Raw genomic sequence first — 15,981 nt, forward strand, 5'->3', positions numbered from 1 at the left:
CCGCAACACCCCGCCCCACGTGTCGACGATGTCGCGCACAATCCCCAGCCCCAACCCATGCCCTTGCGCCTGCTCATCCAGCCGTGTGCCCCGGCTGAACACCTGAGCACGCTGGTCCTCGGGAATCCCCGGCCCATCATCTTCCACGCTTAGCTCAAACCCTGCGGCCGTCTCGACCACGCTCAACCGCACCTCGGCATCCGCCCACTTGCAGGCGTTGTCCAGCAGGTTGCCCAGCAGTTCCAGCAAGTCTTCGCGATCCCAAGGCAGCTGCAACCCGGCCGGCGCGCGATAGCTCAGTTCAAGGTGTTCGCCGTGGATCATGTTCAACGTGGCGAGCAATCCCGGCAGTTCCGCATCGCAATCAAACAACGCCCCCGGCAGCGCATCGCCGGACAACCGTGCGCGGTTAAGCTCGCGATTGAGCCGCTGCTGAACCTGTGCCAATTGGTCTTTGAGGATCTTGCGCAGCTCGGGATGGGCGTCGAGTTTCTCGCTGGACGCCAGGCTCAACAACACCGCCAGCGGGGTTTTCAAGGCATGCCCAAGGTTGCCCAGCGCATTGCGCGAACGCTTGAGGCTGTCTTCGGTGTGGGCGAGCAAATGGTTGATCTGCGCCACCAGCGGCTCAAGTTCCACCGGCACCCGGTCATCCAGTTGCGAACGCTGGCCCTGCTGCAACTGGGCAATCTGCTCTCGGGCCTTTTCCAGTGGACGCAAGGCGCGGCGCACGGTGATCCGTTGCAACAGCAAAATCAGCAGCAACCCCGCCAGACCCAGGCCCAGCCCCACTTGCTGCATGCGCTTGAAACTCTCGCGCACCGGCGTGTAATCCTGAGCGACGCTGATGGAGATCGATTGTCCCAAACGGCGATAGTCCGAACGCAAGACCAGCAATTGCTGGCCTTCCGGCCCCAGTTGCAGGTTGCTGTGCAGGCCGGGATGTTCGAGGCGCGGCAATTCCTGATCCCACAACGAACGCGAGCGCCAATGGCTGTCGGCAAAATCGATGCGAAAGTAATGCCCGGAAAACGGCCGTTGATAGGCCGGTGACAGATGTCGTTCATCCAGCTGCAAGCCCTGCGGCCCGCGCACCAGCGCCACCAGCAAACTTTCGCTGTCGTTGCGCAGCCCCGCTTCGAGGTAGCGCTGCAAGCCCACTTCGAACAACCACAGGCTGGTTTGCGCCAGCACCAGGCCGACGATCACCATCACGCTGATCAGTCCCAGACTCAAGCGGCGCTGAATTGACCTCACTGCGCTTGCCCGCCGAACAGGTAACCCTGGCCGCGACGGGTTTCAATCACGCTGCGCCCGAGCTTGCGCCGCAGGTGGTTGACGTGAACTTCCAGCACGTTGGAATCGCGCTCGGTTTCACCGTCGTAGAGGTGTTCGGCGAGGTGGCTTTTGGAGAGGATCTGCTCGGGGTGCAGCATGAAATAGCGCAGCAGGCGAAACTCCGCAGCGGTGAGCTGGATGTCGGCACCGTCGCGGGTCACGCATTGCCGGCCTTCGTCCAGATGCAATCCGGCCGACTGCAGCGTCGGTTGATTGACCTGGCCATGGGAACGGCGCAACAACGCCTGAATGCGCAAATGCAGCTCTTCAGGGTGGAAAGGTTTGCTCAGGTAATCGTCGGCACCGGCCTTGAGGCCTTCGATCCGTTCGGCCCAGGAACCGCGCGCGGTGAGGATCAACACCGGCGTGGCCAGCCCACCGGCGCGCCATTGCGCCAATACGTCGAGCCCCGGCAAACCCGGCAGACCGAGGTCGAGGATGATCAGGTCATACGGTTCGCTGCTGCCCTGATACACCGCATCTCGACCGTCGGCCAGCCAATCCACGGCGTAGCCCTGACGATTGAGGCCGGCCATCAGTTCGTCGGCCAGGGGCACATGGTCTTCCACCAGCAGCAATCGCATCGGTCAATCTTCCTTGTCTTTCAGTAACTTGCCAGTGGCGGCGTCGAGGTCCAGTTCACGGACCACGCCTTCGGTGGTCAGCAGCTCGACTTCATAAATGTAGACGTCGTGTTTCTCTTCGAGCTCGGCTTCCAGCAGTTTTGAGCCTGGATAACGCTCCAGCGCCTGCTTCACCACTTGCTCGAGCGGCAGGATCACGCCCTGCTGGCGCAGGCGCAGGGCTTCGTCCTGATCGAGGTCGCGGGCCATGACGATCGAGCAAAACGCCAGAAGCACCAGCGCCATGCGTGACAATGAACACACCTTCATTACGTATCCTGATGATCCTTGAGAAGCTGCCCGCTGACCGCGTCTAATTCCAGGTCCCACTCAAGGCCTTGCGGGTCGCGCAGCTCCACCTGATAGATGTACTTGCCGTACTCTTCTTCCAGCTCGGTTTCGGTGACCGTCGAGCCTGGGTGTTTGGCCAGTGCCGTGGCGTTGAGCTTCTCGAAAGACACAATGGTACCAGCGTCGCGCAGCCGCAGGGCTTCGTCGGGCCCCAGGTCGCGAGCGTGGGCGATGCTGACGGTCATGGCGACGATGGAGGCGGTGAACAGGGCAGTCAGGGTTTTCATGGGTGTCTCCGTATTTTTTATGTGTTGCGTACGGAAGGCACCTTAGCGATTCGAACTTAATTGAAACTGAATTGCCATCATTGGCCATGACAACGCGCCATCACCGACCGACACAAAACCTGTGGGAGCGAGCCTGCTCGCGATGGCGTCGTGTCAGTCGACATCAATGTTGAATGTCAGTACGCCATCGCGAGCAGGCTCGCTCCCACAGTAGATTTGTGACGTTGCCTGACCTGTTTATAATCCGCCCGCTTGCCAGACATCGAGACCGGTATGACCGCCATCCACATCAAGTTCCCTTCCCTGACCCTCAAGGCCGGCCCGCGTGCCTTGGCGCGCATCCGTGAGCACGGCTTGAACGCCGCCGATGTCGGCACGTTGCCGGGTGCTGCCGGCGGGCCGAAGGCGTTGGGGATTCAAGGTCTGGACCTGGCGCTGTTTGGCGAGTGGCTGCCCGCCGCGCCGCGTGAACGGTCGCTGATCGGCGCCTCGGTCGGCTCCTGGCGCTTCGCCAGTGCCTGCCTGCCGGACGCCGCCGAAGGCATTCGCCGCCTCGGTCACCTGTACACCGAGCAGAACTTCGCCAAGGGCGTGACCATGGCGCAGATCAGCCAGAGCTCGCAACGCATGCTCAATGACCTGCTCGACGGTCGCGATGCGGCGATTCTGAGCAACGCCAATTACCGGCTGAACATCATGGTGGTCAAAAGCCATGGCCTGCTTGCGGACGATCATCGCGGTCGTCTCGGGCTGGGCCTGTCGTCGGTGATCGCCGACAACCTGCGCGGTCGCGCGCGGCTGTCGCGGCATTTCGAGCGGCTGATCATCCACGACCCGCGCCTGGCACCGCCGGTCAACGCGCTGAACGATTTCCCCTCGCGCTTCGTCGCGCTGAATGCCGGCAACCTGCGCCAGGCCCTGCTCGCCTCGGGCTCGATCCCGATGGTCATGGAAGGCGTGCGCGACCTGCCGGGCGCCGGCGCCGGGACGTTCCGCGACGGCGGCCTGCTCGACTATCACCTCGACCTGCCCTACAGCGGCAACGACATCGTGCTGTACCCACATTTCACCGACCGGGTGATTCCCGGCTGGTTCGACAAGACCCTGCCGTGGCGCCGTGCCTGCCCAACGCGCTTGCAGGATGTCCTGTTGCTGGCGCCGTCCAAGGAATACCTGGCCCGCCTGCCCTACGGCAAACTGCCGGACCGTAACGACTTCAAGCGTTTCATGGGCGATGCGCCGAGCCGGCAGAAATACTGGCGTACGACCATGGATGAAAGCCGCAGGCTGGGCGATGAGTTTCTCGAACTGGCCGCCAACGGTCGCCTTGGCGAACGCTTGCTGACCCTTTAGTCAGGACAAACTGTTAAACTCGCCGCCTGCCCACATCGCTGCGGCGATCGCCACCTGACAGAGCTGAAACCACTGTGGAAATCTTCAAAGAATTTACCTTCGAATCCGCCCACCGCCTGCCCCACGTCCCGGAAGGCCACAAGTGCGGCCGCCTGCACGGTCACTCGTTCAAAGTGGCGATTCATTTGAGTGGCGATCTTGATCCGCATACCGGCTGGATTCGTGACTTTTCCGAGATCAAGGCAATATTCAAGCCGTTGTATGAGCGCCTGGATCACAACTATTTGAATGACATTCCGGGGTTGGAGAATCCGACCAGTGAAGTGTTGGCGAAGTGGATCTGGGTTGAACTCAAGCCATTGCTGCCAGAACTGAGCGCGATCCGTATTCACGAGACCTGCACCAGCGGTTGCATCTATCGCGGCGAATAGTCAGACCACCCAGATCCCCTGTGGGAGCAAGCCCGCTCCCACAGGGGGAACTGCGTTTCGTCAGTGATTAAAAAAACAGCCTTCATCGGCTGTTTTTTTATGCCTATGCTTTTTGGCTTGCACCCGCCAAGAGGACTTACCCATGACTGACTGGCCGCTGGCTCAAACCTATCGCTTCAACGGGCACTCCGTCCGTTACGCCGTGCGTGGCGACGGCCCGCCGTTGGTGTTCGTGCATGGCACGCCGTTCTCTTCGTATGTGTGGCACCGGATTGCGCCACACTTCATCACGTCGCACCGGGTGCATTACTTCGACCTGCTGGGTTACGGGCTGTCCGAGAAGGTCGAGGGCGATGTGTCGCTGGGGGTGCAGAACGAACTGTTGACGCAACTGCTGGAGCATTGGGGTCTGGATTGCCCGGATGTGGTGGCCCACGATTTCGGCGGCGCGACGGTGCTGCGCGCGCATCTGCTGAACGGCAAGGACTACCGCAGCCTGACGCTGATCGACCCGGTGGCGTTGACGCCGTGGGGCTCGCCGTTCGTGCAGCAGGTGCGTCAGCATGAAGCGGCGTTCAGCGGCGTGCCCGATTACATTCAGCGGGCGATTGTGTCGGCCTATGTTCGCGGGGCGATCAAACGCGACATACCCGACGATGAACTCGCGCCCTACGTGCAACCGTGGCTGGGCGATCCGGGGCAAGCGGCGTTTTACCGGCAGATCGCGCAGATGGATCAGCGCTATACCCGCGAGGTCGAGGGGTTGTACCCGACGGTTCGTTGCCCGGTGCAGATTCTGTGGGGCGAGGATGATCAGTGGATCCCCATCGAACGTGGCCGCGCGCTGCAGCAGATGATTGCGGGGGCGCAGTTTCACCCAATCCCCAATGCCGGGCATCTGGTTCAGGAAGATGCGCCCGAAGCCATCGTTGCCGCGCTGCTGCGTTTTCTCCCCAAATCCCCCTGAAAACACCCAGTCCTTGTAGGAGCCGGCTTGCTGGCGATAGCGTAGTGTCAGTCGGCACATATGTTGCCTGTTATACCGCTATCGCCGGCAAGCCGGCTCCTACAGGGAAGCGGTGTGGTCCCGATCAATGGCGGGCATTTTTCTTTCGCTGCCGTGGTCAAAGTTCACATCTGTCCGATGCTCGATTTCCGTTGCCGCGCTAATGTCTATAACTGACGCGCCAACGCACTACTACAAGATCTCCTAAAGGATTCGCCTGATGCACATCATCAACGCCCGCCTGCGCAACCAAGAAGGCCTGCATGAGTTGCACCTGGAAAACGGCCTGATCAGCAATATTGCCCGTCAGACCGAAGCGCCGACCCTGGGCCCCGATGATCTGGACGCCGGCGGCAACCTGGTGGTGCCGCCCTTCGTCGAACCGCACATCCACCTCGACGCCACGCTCACCGCCGGCGAACCGCGCTGGAACATGAGCGGAACGCTGTTCGAAGGCATCGAATGCTGGGGCGAGCGCAAGGTGACGATCACCGAGGAAGACACCAAGACCCGCGCCAGGAAAACCATCCAGGCCCTCGCCGCCCACGGCATCCAGCATGTGCGCACCCATGTCGATGTCACCGACCCGCAGTTGACGGCGCTGAGGGCGATGCTCGAAGTGCGCGAGGAAAGCCGGCACCTGATCGACATGCAAATCGTCGCCTTCCCCCAGGAAGGCATCGAGTCGTACCGCAACGGTCGTGAGCTGATGGAAGAAGCGATCCGCATGGGCGCGGACGTGGTCGGCGGGATTCCGCATTTCGAATACACCCGCGATCAGGGCGTGAGCTCAGTGAAGTTCCTGATGGACCTCGCCGAGCGCACCGGTTGCCTGGTGGACGTGCATTGCGATGAAACCGATGACCCGCACTCGCGGTTTCTCGAAGTGCTCGCCGAAGAAGCCCGCAGCCGCGACATGGGCTCGCGGGTCACGGCCAGCCACACCACGGCCATGGGCTCGTACGACAACGCGTACTGCGCCAAACTGTTTCGCCTGCTCGGGCATTCGGGGATCAGTTTTGTCTCCTGCCCCACCGAAAGCATTCACCTGCAAGGGCGCTACGACAACTTTCCGAAACGTCGTGGCGTCACTCGGGTGAATGAATTGCTCGAAGCGGGGATGAACGTGTGCTTCGGCCAGGATTCGATCGTCGACCCGTGGTATCCGCTGGGTAACGGCAACATTTTGCGGGTACTCGAAGCGGGTCTGCATATCTGTCACATGCTCGGGTATCGCAACCTGCAAAGTGCGCTGGACCTGGTCACCGACAACAGCGCCAGGGCGATGAACCTGGGGGATCGGTATGGACTGGAGCGCGGGCGGCCGGCGAATTTGCTGATTCTTTCGGCGGACAGCGATTACGAGGTGATCCGCAGTCAGGGCTTGCCGCTGTATTCGGTTCGTGATGGGAAGGTGTTGATGAAACGGCAGATGCCGGTGGTGGAGTTTTTTGGTGAGCAACCCTGAGTTTTGTGTTGGCTGAGCTGACGCCTTCGCGGGCAAGCCTCGCTCCTACAGGGATCGCCGAACCTGTAGGAGCGAGGCTTGCCCGCGAAGGCAATCTCAAATTCACCCCATCAACCGCGCCGTACCAAACAAACTGACCCGACTCAATTCCCCATCTGTTTCCTCCAACAAAATCGGCGCAGTCCCTCCAGGCATCACCACTTTCACCTCACCCGCCACCACCCAACCCACCCGCCACGCCGCACACGCCACCGCGCTCGCACTGGTGCCGGACGACGCCGTCGGCCCTTCCCCACGTTCAAACACCCGAGCATCAATTCGCCCCGCTGACTCGCGCATCGCCCATTGCAAATTAACCCCCGCCGGGCACGGTCGCCCTGCCCCGGTCGGCATCGCGTAGGCAATGCGCGTCAACCCTTCGGACAATCGCGCTTCGCGCATCTGCTCATTGGCCGGCAATTCCTCGACATCGTCCACAAGGGTTACGCAATGCGGATTACCAACCCGCACGAACTGGCTGCGCGACCAGGCGGGATCCAGCGCCGACAACGGTTGAACGTGGCTGAGCTCACGGCCGTTGAATGCCACATCGGTCACCCCTTGAGCACTGACCGCCTCGGGCCCGAACGCCGGTTTGCCCAGATCCAGCCAGAAACCCTGCACACCCTCGACCTGCGCGCGGTTCACCGATGTTTCACCGGGCGAAGGCGTGTCGGCCTTGTCGTGATGAACCCTGAGCACACACGCCGCGTTTTCAGGAAACAGATCTTGATCGCTGAGCGCTTGGGAGAAAATCGTCAGCCCGTTGCCACTGCGCTCGGCCAGAGTGCCGTCGGTGTTGACGATCAACAGATCGAACGGCGGCGACGTTTGAAACGGGCCGACCAGCAGACCGTCGCAGCGATGGTCCTTGCTGCCGGGCGGTTGCGTGCCCGGCGCCCAGGCACAGAACGCCTCGATGGCCGACACTGCCCAGGTCGTGCGGGTTTGCGCCGCCAGACTGGCCAGGTCAGGTAAATCGATCCCTTCGCGGCGCACTGCATCCGGCGCCACTACCGCGTAGATATTGCCTCGAGCATCGTAGAACGGCGTCATGGCGCCTCCCGTGTAAACATCACAGGCGTGCAACATATCGCGAAACCGCGACGGGCTGTGCAAGGATGTCACCCTGCCTGACCGCGAAACCGTCCGGACGCTGATCGAACCTCATGGGTGAGTCACTGTCCCTTGGGGACGCGACGTTTTTTGCCAAGGATCGATATGACCAACCTCAACACGCCCACCACTTTCGTGCCCGGACGCCTGGAACAGATGTCCACGCGCATTGCCTTTTTCATCGCCGGTTTCGGGATTGCCGCGTGGGCGCCGCTGGTGCCTTACGCCAAGGCCCGGGCCGGGCTGGATGAAGGCACCCTCGGTTTGCTGCTGTTGTGCCTGGGGGTGGGCTCGATTCTGGCGATGCCGATGGCGGGGCTGCTGGCCACGCGTTTCGGCTGCCGGCGCGTGCTGACGGGCGGTACGCTGTTGATCTGTCTGGCGCTGCCGCTGTTGGCGACGGTGTCCTCGGTCCCGGCGCTGATAGCGGCCTTGTTCATGTTCGGCGCGGGCCTCGGCACGGTGGATTCGACGGTGAACCTGCAAGCGGTGATCGTCGAGCGCGCCAGCGGCAAGACCATGATGTCGGGTTTCCACGGGCTGTTCAGCCTCGGCGGGATTGTCGGGGCGGCGGGCGTCAGTGCCCTGCTCGGCTTCGGAATTTCTCCGTTGGGGGCGATGCTGGTGGTGATCGTGCTGCTGCTGATCGCACTGTGCAAAGCCGCGCCGCACCTGCTGCCGTATGGCAGTGAAAGTTCCGGGCCGGCCTTTGCCATTCCCCACGGCATCGTGCTGTTTATCGGCGGGATGTGTTTCATCGTGTTCCTTGCCGAGGGCGCGGCGCTGGACTGGAGCGCGGTGTTCCTGGCGCAGGAACGCGGGATCGACACGGCCTATGCGGGATTGGGTTATGCGGCGTTCGCGCTGACCATGACGGCCGGGCGGTTGACCGGTGACAAGATCGTCCGGCGCCTCGGCGCGACACGGGTGATCGTGTTCGGTGGGCTGACGGCCGCTGCCGGCCTGTTTCTGGCGACGTTCGCACCGAGCTGGGAGATGGCGCTGGTGGGTTATGCGCTGCTGGGCGCGGGTTGCTCGAATATCGTGCCGGTGCTGTACACCGCAGTGGGCAAGCAGACGGTCATGCCTGAAAGCATTGCCGTGCCGGCAATTACGACGCTGGGTTACGCGGGGATTCTGGCGGGGCCGGCAGTGATCGGGTTCATCGCCCACGGCAGCAGTTTGAGTTTTGCCTTTGGGCTGATGGCGGTGTTGCTGGTGGCGGTTGCCATTGGCGGGAAGGTGTTGAAGGCCTGAAAAGCATCGCCGGCAAGCCGGCTCCTACAAGGTTTTGCGTCGTGCACAAATTCTGTGAATGACATGAAACCTGTAGGAGCTGGCTTGCCGGCGATGCAGGCGACTCGGTCTATCAGAACCCGACGCTGGCCTGCACGAAGAACGTGCGCGGTGCGCCGACGTACATGCCTGAGTTGTTGTCGCTGGAACGGGTGAAGTACTGCTTGTCGAAGACGTTTTTCACCCCGGCGCCGACTTTCAGGTTGGACAACTGCGCGCCAAAGTCATAACCACCCCGCACGTTCCAGGTGACATAACCCGGAATGTCGCCGTACTGACCGTCGGCAGTGCCTTCGGTGATGTACTTGTTGGTGAAACTGCCGTTGGAATTCACGGCAACGCCCGGCGAACGTTGTTTGGACTGGGCAAACGCATCGACGTTGTAGGTCCAGCGGTCGATGTCATAACGCAGACCGGCAGTCACGACCTGGCGCGAATAGAACGGCAAGTCACGGCCCTTGAAGCCCGGAATCTCGCCTTCATAAACGGCACGCGTGTAGGTAAAACCGGCGTTGGCGGTCAGGCCGTCGAGCCGTGGGTCCAGTGCCGCCATGTCGTAGTGCACCGACGTCTCGACGCCCTGGTGCGTGGTCGCGCCGAGGTTGGTCCAGCCCGCATCGTTGCTGATGTACTGCAACTCTTTATCGAAGTCGATGTAGAACAGCGTCACTTCGCCGCCCCACACATCATCGTTGTAGCGCGTGCCGAGCTCGTAGGTCTTGGCTTTTTCCGGCTCCAGACCGTTGGCGGTGCTGTCACCCGTACCGCCCTGGCCGAGCTGGAAATACTGCAGGCTGCCGAACGAAGTCTCGTAGTTGGCGAACAGTTTCCAGGCATCGGAAATGTGATACATCACGCTCAAGGCCGGCAGCGGCTCGTTGCTTTCGATGCTGCGATTCTTCTCTGTCACACGCTTGCCATCGGCATCGCGTCCGGGGCGCTCATGCCAGTCGGTGCTGATGTGCTCGAAACGGATGCCGGGTGTAATCGTCCAGTTGCCGACGTCGATCTTGTCGTCGAGGTAAACGGAGTTGGCTTCCGTGCCGCCGGTGCGGTCCTGGTACACATGGCCGTCCGAGGCCTTGGTCACGACGGGCTCGTTGCTCTTGTTCAGCTCCAGACGGGTCGCCTGTTCGTGCATGCCTTCCTTGAGGTAGCGATAACCGACGCTGACTTCCTGGGTGGTCGGGCCCACGTCGAACACATGGGACACCCGCGGTTCGATGCCGAAGGTGTAATAGGTACGCGGGAACGAGCCGATAGTCTTCTGGTCGCGGGCGGCGATGTTGCTGCCACGAAAGCTGTCGGAGTAGTACGTCAGCACTTCCGCCTGGGTACGGTCATCGATCTGCCGCGCCCACTTGAACGAGACGTCCTTGCGGCGCCCGCTGAAGTTGTCGTTGTTGCGGTCGGACTGAAACGGATTGGCGTCGTACTGCGCCTGAGTCAGGCCGCCGGGCATGTCGGCGCTGGCGTCGTAGTAATGCAGGTTGAGGCTGAAGTCGTCGACATCGGTCGGCGCCCAGTGGGTCTTGAGCAACACGTCATCGATGTCGTTGCCATTGTTGCGCTCACGGTAACCGTTGCCGTTCACGCCCGAGTACAACAGCGCCACGCCAATGCCGTTATCCGCCGTACCGCCGGCAAACGCCGTATCGATGTGCTTCCAGCCACCGTGCTTGGAGGTTTCCAGGGTGGTGCCGATTTCGGCGGAGGCTTTTTCCGGGATTGCGCGGGTCACGAAGTTGATCACACCGCCAACGTTTTGCGGCCCGTAGCGTACGGAACCGGCACCGCGCACCACGTCGATGCTGTCGAGGTTGCCGGAGGAAATCGGCGCCATGGACAGCTGCGGCTGGCCATACGGCGCGAATGCGGCCGGCACGCCGTCGATCAGCACGGTAGAGCGTGGCGACAGACGCGAAGTCAGGCCGCGCACGCCGACGTTCAGGGAGATATCGCTGCCGCCGGTGCCGTTGGCCTCCTGCACTTGCACACCGGGCACACGCTTCAACACGTCGCCGACGTTCATCGCACCTTGCTCGACCATGGCTTCGCGGCGAATCACCGTGCGGGCACCGGGGTGGTTCTGCACCACGGCGGCATCGGCGTCACCGAGCCAGTCACCGACGACCTTGATGTCAGTCACGCCCAGTTCCAGCGGGCCATTGGCAGCGGAAGTCGGCGATGGAGCCGGCGTCAGGGTCACCGAACCTTCGTCGATCTGATACTCGAGACCGCTGCCCTGCAGCAATTGGCGCAAGGCCTGCTCCGGCGAAAGGTTGCCATCCACCGCCGGGGCCTGTTTGCCGGCGACCAGTTCAGGACTGAAAAAAACCTGCAACGAGGTTTGCTGGCCGAGCTCGCTCAGCGCCTGGCCCAAGGGTTGCGCCGGGATGTGAATGGCATCGGCGGCAAAGGCCTGGGGCAGCGCAGCGTTGACCGCCAGCGCAAGGGCCAGCGGCAACCAAAGGGAGTTGTTGTTTTTAGCGGTGGTTTTTTTCACGTCGAACGTAGTCCTGTGGATCGCAAGAGTGTGCGCCTGTTAATGCAAACCAGTTGCAGTTGGACAGGAAGACGATCAACTCGAAAAAAACCTGAATCTATTTTGAAATTATTTCCTGACTGCCGTCATCGAGGGTGCGCACCGCCACCGGCAAGATGGTCGGCAAGGCCTTGAGCAGCGCGTCGGTGTTGTCGGATTTGAACACGCTGGTCAGGCGCAGATTGCCCACTGTGTCGTTGCCGACGGTGAGTGGCTTGGCCCGATAACGCGACACTTCCTCGGCCACTTCGGCCAGGCTGGCGTTGTTGAACACCAGTTTGCCGTTGCGCCAGGCCGTCAGTTCCGCAGGGTTGACCGCATAGGCCGCGGCCACTTTGCCCTGGGCATCAATGCGCGTTCCCAGGCCAGCGGTAAGGTTGACGAACTCATTGTCCGCCGCGCCGTGCCCCTGAACCCTGACCGTGCCCTGCTCCACCACGACCCGGGTGTCACTGACGCCGCGACGCACATCGAAGCGCGTGCCGGTAACCGTGACCTTGCCGCTGCCCGCTTCGACCACAAATGGCCGATCGTTGTCGTGGGCGACGCTGAACATTGCCTCGCCTTGCGTCAACTCGATGCCGCGCTGGCCTTTTTCAAAGCGCACCTGAAGACGGCTGCGGCTGTTCAGGTCGATCACCGAACCGTCCGGCAACGCCACCTGGCGACGCTCGCCCAACGCTGTCGAATACTCGGCGGTGTATGGCGCCGGTTGATTCAAACCGCTGAACAGGCCCAGGCCCAGCGCCACGGCCACCACACTGGCCGCCACCGCATAACGCACCAGCGGCCGACGTTTGCTGCGCGCCGACGGGGTTTCGCACAAGGCTTGCAGTCGTGCACGCGGCACCAGGTCGGCGGCTGTCCACAGGCCCTGAAGCAACTGAAATTCGTCGCGGTGCTGAGGGTGCTCGTTCAGCCAGTGCTCGAAACGCTGGCGCTCTTCGACGTCAATGGCCGGCTCCTGCAAACGCACAAACCACTGCGCCGCCTCATCGCGAACCGTCGTTTGCCCGCACGCGCAATCACGAGTATCCATCATGGAAGTTCCTGTTTGGCTGGGGAAGAGAGTGCACGGCCGATCATGGTTGCAAACCGTCAAGGCGGTCGCGCAGATGCCGCAGGGTGCGGATCATATACTTTTCCACCATGTTCTTGGACAGTCCCAGGCGTTCGGCGATTTCAGCCTGGGTCAGCCCTTCGATCTTCTGCCAAACAAAAACCTTGCGACAGTTGACCGGCAACTCGGTGAGCGCCCGTTCAATGGAATCAGCCAACTGGATCGCATGCATGAAATGCTCCGGGTCGCCGGACGACGACACACTGTGATCAACCGCCTCCGACTCCATGGCGCCCCGCCGATCCTCACGCCGATAACCATCCACCGCGATGTTGCGCGCAGTCTGGTGCAAATACGCCCGGGGCTGCTGCACCGCCGCCGAATCGGACTCAAGCACCCGCACGAAAGTGTCGTGGGCCAGATCCTCGGCCTGCTGACGATTTCTCAGGCGACGGGTCCAGGTGCCAACCAACTCTTCGTAATGCTCGAAAAAGCCGTGTCTGCGGGGCAACTTGGGGGTCATTGCGGTGTGCTGTGATGACGGGGCGTGAATAGTAATGCTTCCTATTAACCGGAAGCAATGGATTCCAGACACCCGACTCGCCACCACGCGTCAACGAGAAAAGTTGATTTAGGCACACAGCCAAAGGATTCTGGCAGGCATCCAAAAGAAGCTATCCACGAGCTGTAGCAAAGTGCAGTCATGCCAGTCACCGGCGTTCGTCCAGGAATTCAGACATGTTCACCTCCTTTGCCTCACTGAAAAGAAAACCCCTCGCCCGCCTCGCGCTGGCCATCAGCCTTGGCACGTTTGGCCTGCCTTACTGGGCGGGCACCGCTCAGGCCCATGGCGGGCACGCCGAGATGGTGCCGCTGCAAGCGGGCCTTGAGGAGTTTGGGGCCACGGTGAAATGGGACGACTACGCCGACCTGTTCGTGATTGCCAAGGACGGCGTTTATCTCAAGGTCAAACCGGGCAGCAAGGTCGCCATGCTCAACGGCAAACGGATGGAGCTGAGCGTGCCGGTGGTGTTCAAGGGCAAGACCGCCTTCATGTCCAAGGACTTCATCAATCAGGTGTTCCAGTCCGGCCTGGACAAGACCTTTGTCGTCGAGACGCGTCCTAACCCGCTCAACCCGCTGAGCGCGGACGAGATCAAGACCGCTGTCGAGATCATCAAGCAATCGGAGCACTACAAACCCGGTTTCCGCTTCACGGAAGTCTCGGTCAACGAGCCGCCGAAGGATCAGGTGTGGAATTTCGTCTACAGCGGGCAAAACGTCGCCCAACCGCGCCAGGCCAACATTGTGGTGCTCGACGGCAAGCACGTGGTTGAAGGCCTGGTCGATCTCGACAGCAAGACGCTCAAATCGTGGAAGCCGATCGAAGGTGCCCACGGCATGGTCCTGCTGGATGACTTCGCGACGGTGCAATCGGCGATTGAAGCGAGCCCAGAGTATGCGCAGGCGCTGACCAAACGCGGTATCAGCGATGTGAAGAAGGTGGTGGCCACGCCGTTGACGGTCGGTTACTTCGACGGCAAGGACGGCCTGGCGCAGGACAAGCGTCTATTGAAAATCGTCAGCTATCTGAATACCGGTGACGGCAACTACTGGGCGCACCCGATCGAGGGGCTGGTGGCGATTGTCGATCTGGAGCAGAAGAAACTGATCAAGATCGAAGACGACGCGGTCATTCCGGTGCCGATGAAATCGACGCCGTACGACGGACGCGGGCGTAAGGGCACGTCGGTCAAGCCGCTGGAAATCATCGAGCCCGAAGGCAAAAACTACACCATCACCGGCAACAGCATTCACTGGCAGAACTGGGACTTCCACGTTCGCCTCGACTCGCGGGTCGGCCCGATCCTGTCCACCGTCACTTATGACGACAAGGGCAAGAAACGCAAAGTCATGTACGAAGGCTCGCTGGGCGGCATGATCGTGCCTTATGGCGATCCGGATGGCGGCTGGTACTTCAAGGCTTATCTCGACTCGGGCGATTACGGCATGGGCACGCTGACCTCGCCGATTGCGCGCGGTAAAGATGCTCCGGAAAACGCCGTGCTGCTGGACGCGACCATTGCCGACTATACCGGCGCCCCGACTTCGATTCCCCGCGCCATGGCGGTGTTCGAGCGCTACGCCGGCCCGGAATACAAACACCAGGAAATGGGCCAGCCCAACCTCAGTACCGAGCGTCGCGAACTGGTGGTGCGCTGGATCAGCACCGTCGGCAACTATGACTACATTTTCGACTGGGTCTTCCAGCAAAACGGCACCATTGGCATCGACGCCGGCGCCACCGGTATCGAAGCGGTCAAGGGCGTGAAATCGAAAACCATGCACGAAGCCACCGCCAAGGAAGACACGCGCTACGGCACGCTGCTGGACCACAACATCGTCGGCACCACGCACCAGCACATCTACAACTTCCGCCTGGACATGGACGTGGACGGTGAGAACAACTCGCTGGTGGAAGTGAATCCGGTGGTTGCCCCGAACGACCGTGGCGGGCCGCGCACCAGCACAATGCAGACCGAAACCAAAGTCGTCGGCACCGAGCAGCAAGCCGCGCAGAAATTCGACCCGTCGACTGTTCGCCTGCTGACCAATACCAGCAAGGAAAACAAAGTCGGCAACCCGGTTTCCTATCAGCTGATTCCGTACGCCGGCGGCACGCACCCGGTGGCCAAGGGTGCCAATTTCGGCAAGGACGAATGGCTCTATCACCGCCTTAGCTTCATGGACAAACAGCTGTGGGTGACGCGCTACAACCCGGAAGAAAAGTACCCGGAAGGCAAGTACCCGAACCGCTCGGACAAGGATGCGGGGCTTGGGCAGTTCACCCACGACAACCAGTCCATCGAAAACAGCGATGACGTGGTCTGGCTGACCACCGGCACCACGCACATCGCCCGAGCGGAGGAATGGCCGATCATGCCGACCGAGTGGGTGCATGTGCTGTTGAAGCCGTGGAATTTCTTCGATGAAACGCCGACGTTGAACCTCAACGTGCCGCAGTAATACGGCCCCCCCCTGTAGGAGCCGGCTTGCTGGCGATGGCGGAGTGTCAGCCGACATTAATGTTTCTGACACCTGTCTCTTATACACCTCTGACGCTGCCG

General features: G+C 61.4%; 14 protein-coding genes. 6 read left to right on the top strand and 8 right to left on the bottom strand.

Annotated elements, in window-relative coordinates:
* The 4 genes from KGB24_RS27160 to KGB24_RS27175 form a co-directional block, all read right to left on the bottom strand.
* A partial coding sequence (locus KGB24_RS27160; protein ID WP_223474894.1) for an ATP-binding protein occupies positions 1-1,257 on the bottom strand: 1,257 nt, incomplete at its 3' end.
* Positions 1,254-1,922, bottom strand: coding sequence for a response regulator transcription factor (locus KGB24_RS27165; protein WP_008025306.1), 669 nt, complete (start codon positions 1,920-1,922; stop codon positions 1,254-1,256). The genes KGB24_RS27165 and KGB24_RS27160, both read right to left, overlap by 4 nt.
* Before the next feature lie 3 nt (positions 1,923-1,925).
* Positions 1,926-2,231, bottom strand: coding sequence for a PepSY domain-containing protein (locus KGB24_RS27170; RefSeq protein WP_223414051.1), 306 nt, complete (start codon positions 2,229-2,231; stop codon positions 1,926-1,928).
* Positions 2,231-2,539: a PepSY domain-containing protein gene (locus tag KGB24_RS27175; protein ID WP_008025303.1), complete on the bottom strand. Its 309-nt coding sequence runs from the start codon at positions 2,537-2,539 to the stop codon at positions 2,231-2,233. The genes KGB24_RS27170 and KGB24_RS27175 overlap by 1 nt, the downstream gene beginning before the upstream one ends.
* A 273-nt stretch (positions 2,540-2,812) precedes the next feature.
* On the opposite strand from KGB24_RS27175, the gene KGB24_RS27180 reads away from it, so the two are divergent.
* The 4 genes from KGB24_RS27180 to codA all read left to right on the top strand — a co-directional run bounded on the left by KGB24_RS27180 (position 2,813) and on the right by codA (position 6,797).
* A complete protein-coding gene (locus tag KGB24_RS27180; RefSeq protein ID WP_207286216.1) occupies positions 2,813-3,892 on the top strand; it encodes a patatin-like phospholipase family protein in 1,080 nt (359 codons plus the stop codon).
* Positions 3,893-3,966: 74 nt separating this feature from the next.
* Entirely contained in the window at positions 3,967-4,323 is a 357-nt protein-coding gene (gene queD, locus KGB24_RS27185) for a 6-carboxytetrahydropterin synthase QueD (protein WP_008025299.1), read from the top strand.
* A gap of 142 nt (positions 4,324-4,465) precedes the next feature.
* Positions 4,466-5,290 (top strand): alpha/beta fold hydrolase, encoded by an 825-nt coding sequence (locus tag KGB24_RS27190; protein ID WP_223413947.1) that lies wholly within the window; start codon positions 4,466-4,468, stop codon positions 5,288-5,290.
* A gap of 259 nt (positions 5,291-5,549) precedes the next feature.
* On the top strand, positions 5,550-6,797 hold the full coding sequence (codA, locus tag KGB24_RS27195; RefSeq protein ID WP_008038314.1) for a cytosine deaminase: 1,248 nt from the start codon (positions 5,550-5,552) through the stop codon (positions 6,795-6,797).
* Between the two features lie 102 nt (positions 6,798-6,899).
* On the opposite strand, the gene KGB24_RS27200 is transcribed toward codA, so the two are convergent.
* The gene (locus KGB24_RS27200; RefSeq protein WP_223474896.1) at positions 6,900-7,892 is read right to left on the bottom strand and encodes a diaminopimelate epimerase; all 993 of its coding nucleotides are present in this window, start codon (positions 7,890-7,892) and stop codon (positions 6,900-6,902) included.
* 165 nt (positions 7,893-8,057) lie between these two features.
* Between KGB24_RS27200 and KGB24_RS27205 the strand changes: the two genes are divergently transcribed.
* Positions 8,058-9,209, top strand: coding sequence for an MFS transporter (locus tag KGB24_RS27205; RefSeq protein ID WP_223413799.1), 1,152 nt, complete (start codon positions 8,058-8,060; stop codon positions 9,207-9,209).
* Between the two features lie 112 nt (positions 9,210-9,321).
* Here the strand turns inward: KGB24_RS27205 and KGB24_RS27210 are convergent, their stop codons facing one another.
* The 3 genes from KGB24_RS27210 to KGB24_RS27220 all read right to left on the bottom strand — a co-directional run bounded on the left by KGB24_RS27210 (position 9,322) and on the right by KGB24_RS27220 (position 13,376).
* Positions 9,322-11,754: a TonB-dependent siderophore receptor gene (locus KGB24_RS27210; RefSeq protein WP_223413798.1), complete on the bottom strand. Its 2,433-nt coding sequence runs from the start codon at positions 11,752-11,754 to the stop codon at positions 9,322-9,324.
* Positions 11,755-11,851: 97 nt separating this feature from the next.
* On the bottom strand, positions 11,852-12,835 hold the full coding sequence (locus KGB24_RS27215; RefSeq protein ID WP_223413796.1) for a FecR family protein: 984 nt from the start codon (positions 12,833-12,835) through the stop codon (positions 11,852-11,854).
* Positions 12,836-12,875: 40 nt separating this feature from the next.
* The gene (locus tag KGB24_RS27220) at positions 12,876-13,376 is read right to left on the bottom strand and encodes a sigma-70 family RNA polymerase sigma factor (protein ID WP_008025288.1); all 501 of its coding nucleotides are present in this window, start codon (positions 13,374-13,376) and stop codon (positions 12,876-12,878) included.
* Between the two features lie 215 nt (positions 13,377-13,591).
* Between KGB24_RS27220 and tynA the strand changes: the two genes are divergently transcribed.
* Positions 13,592-15,880, top strand: a complete 2,289-nt coding sequence (tynA, locus tag KGB24_RS27225) for a primary-amine oxidase (protein WP_223413795.1) — start codon at positions 13,592-13,594, stop codon at positions 15,878-15,880.
* Positions 15,881-15,981 lie beyond the last annotated feature (101 nt).

Source organism: Pseudomonas sp. BF-RE-25, assembly GCF_019956105.1.
GTDB lineage: Bacteria > Pseudomonadota > Gammaproteobacteria > Pseudomonadales > Pseudomonadaceae > Aquipseudomonas > Aquipseudomonas migulae.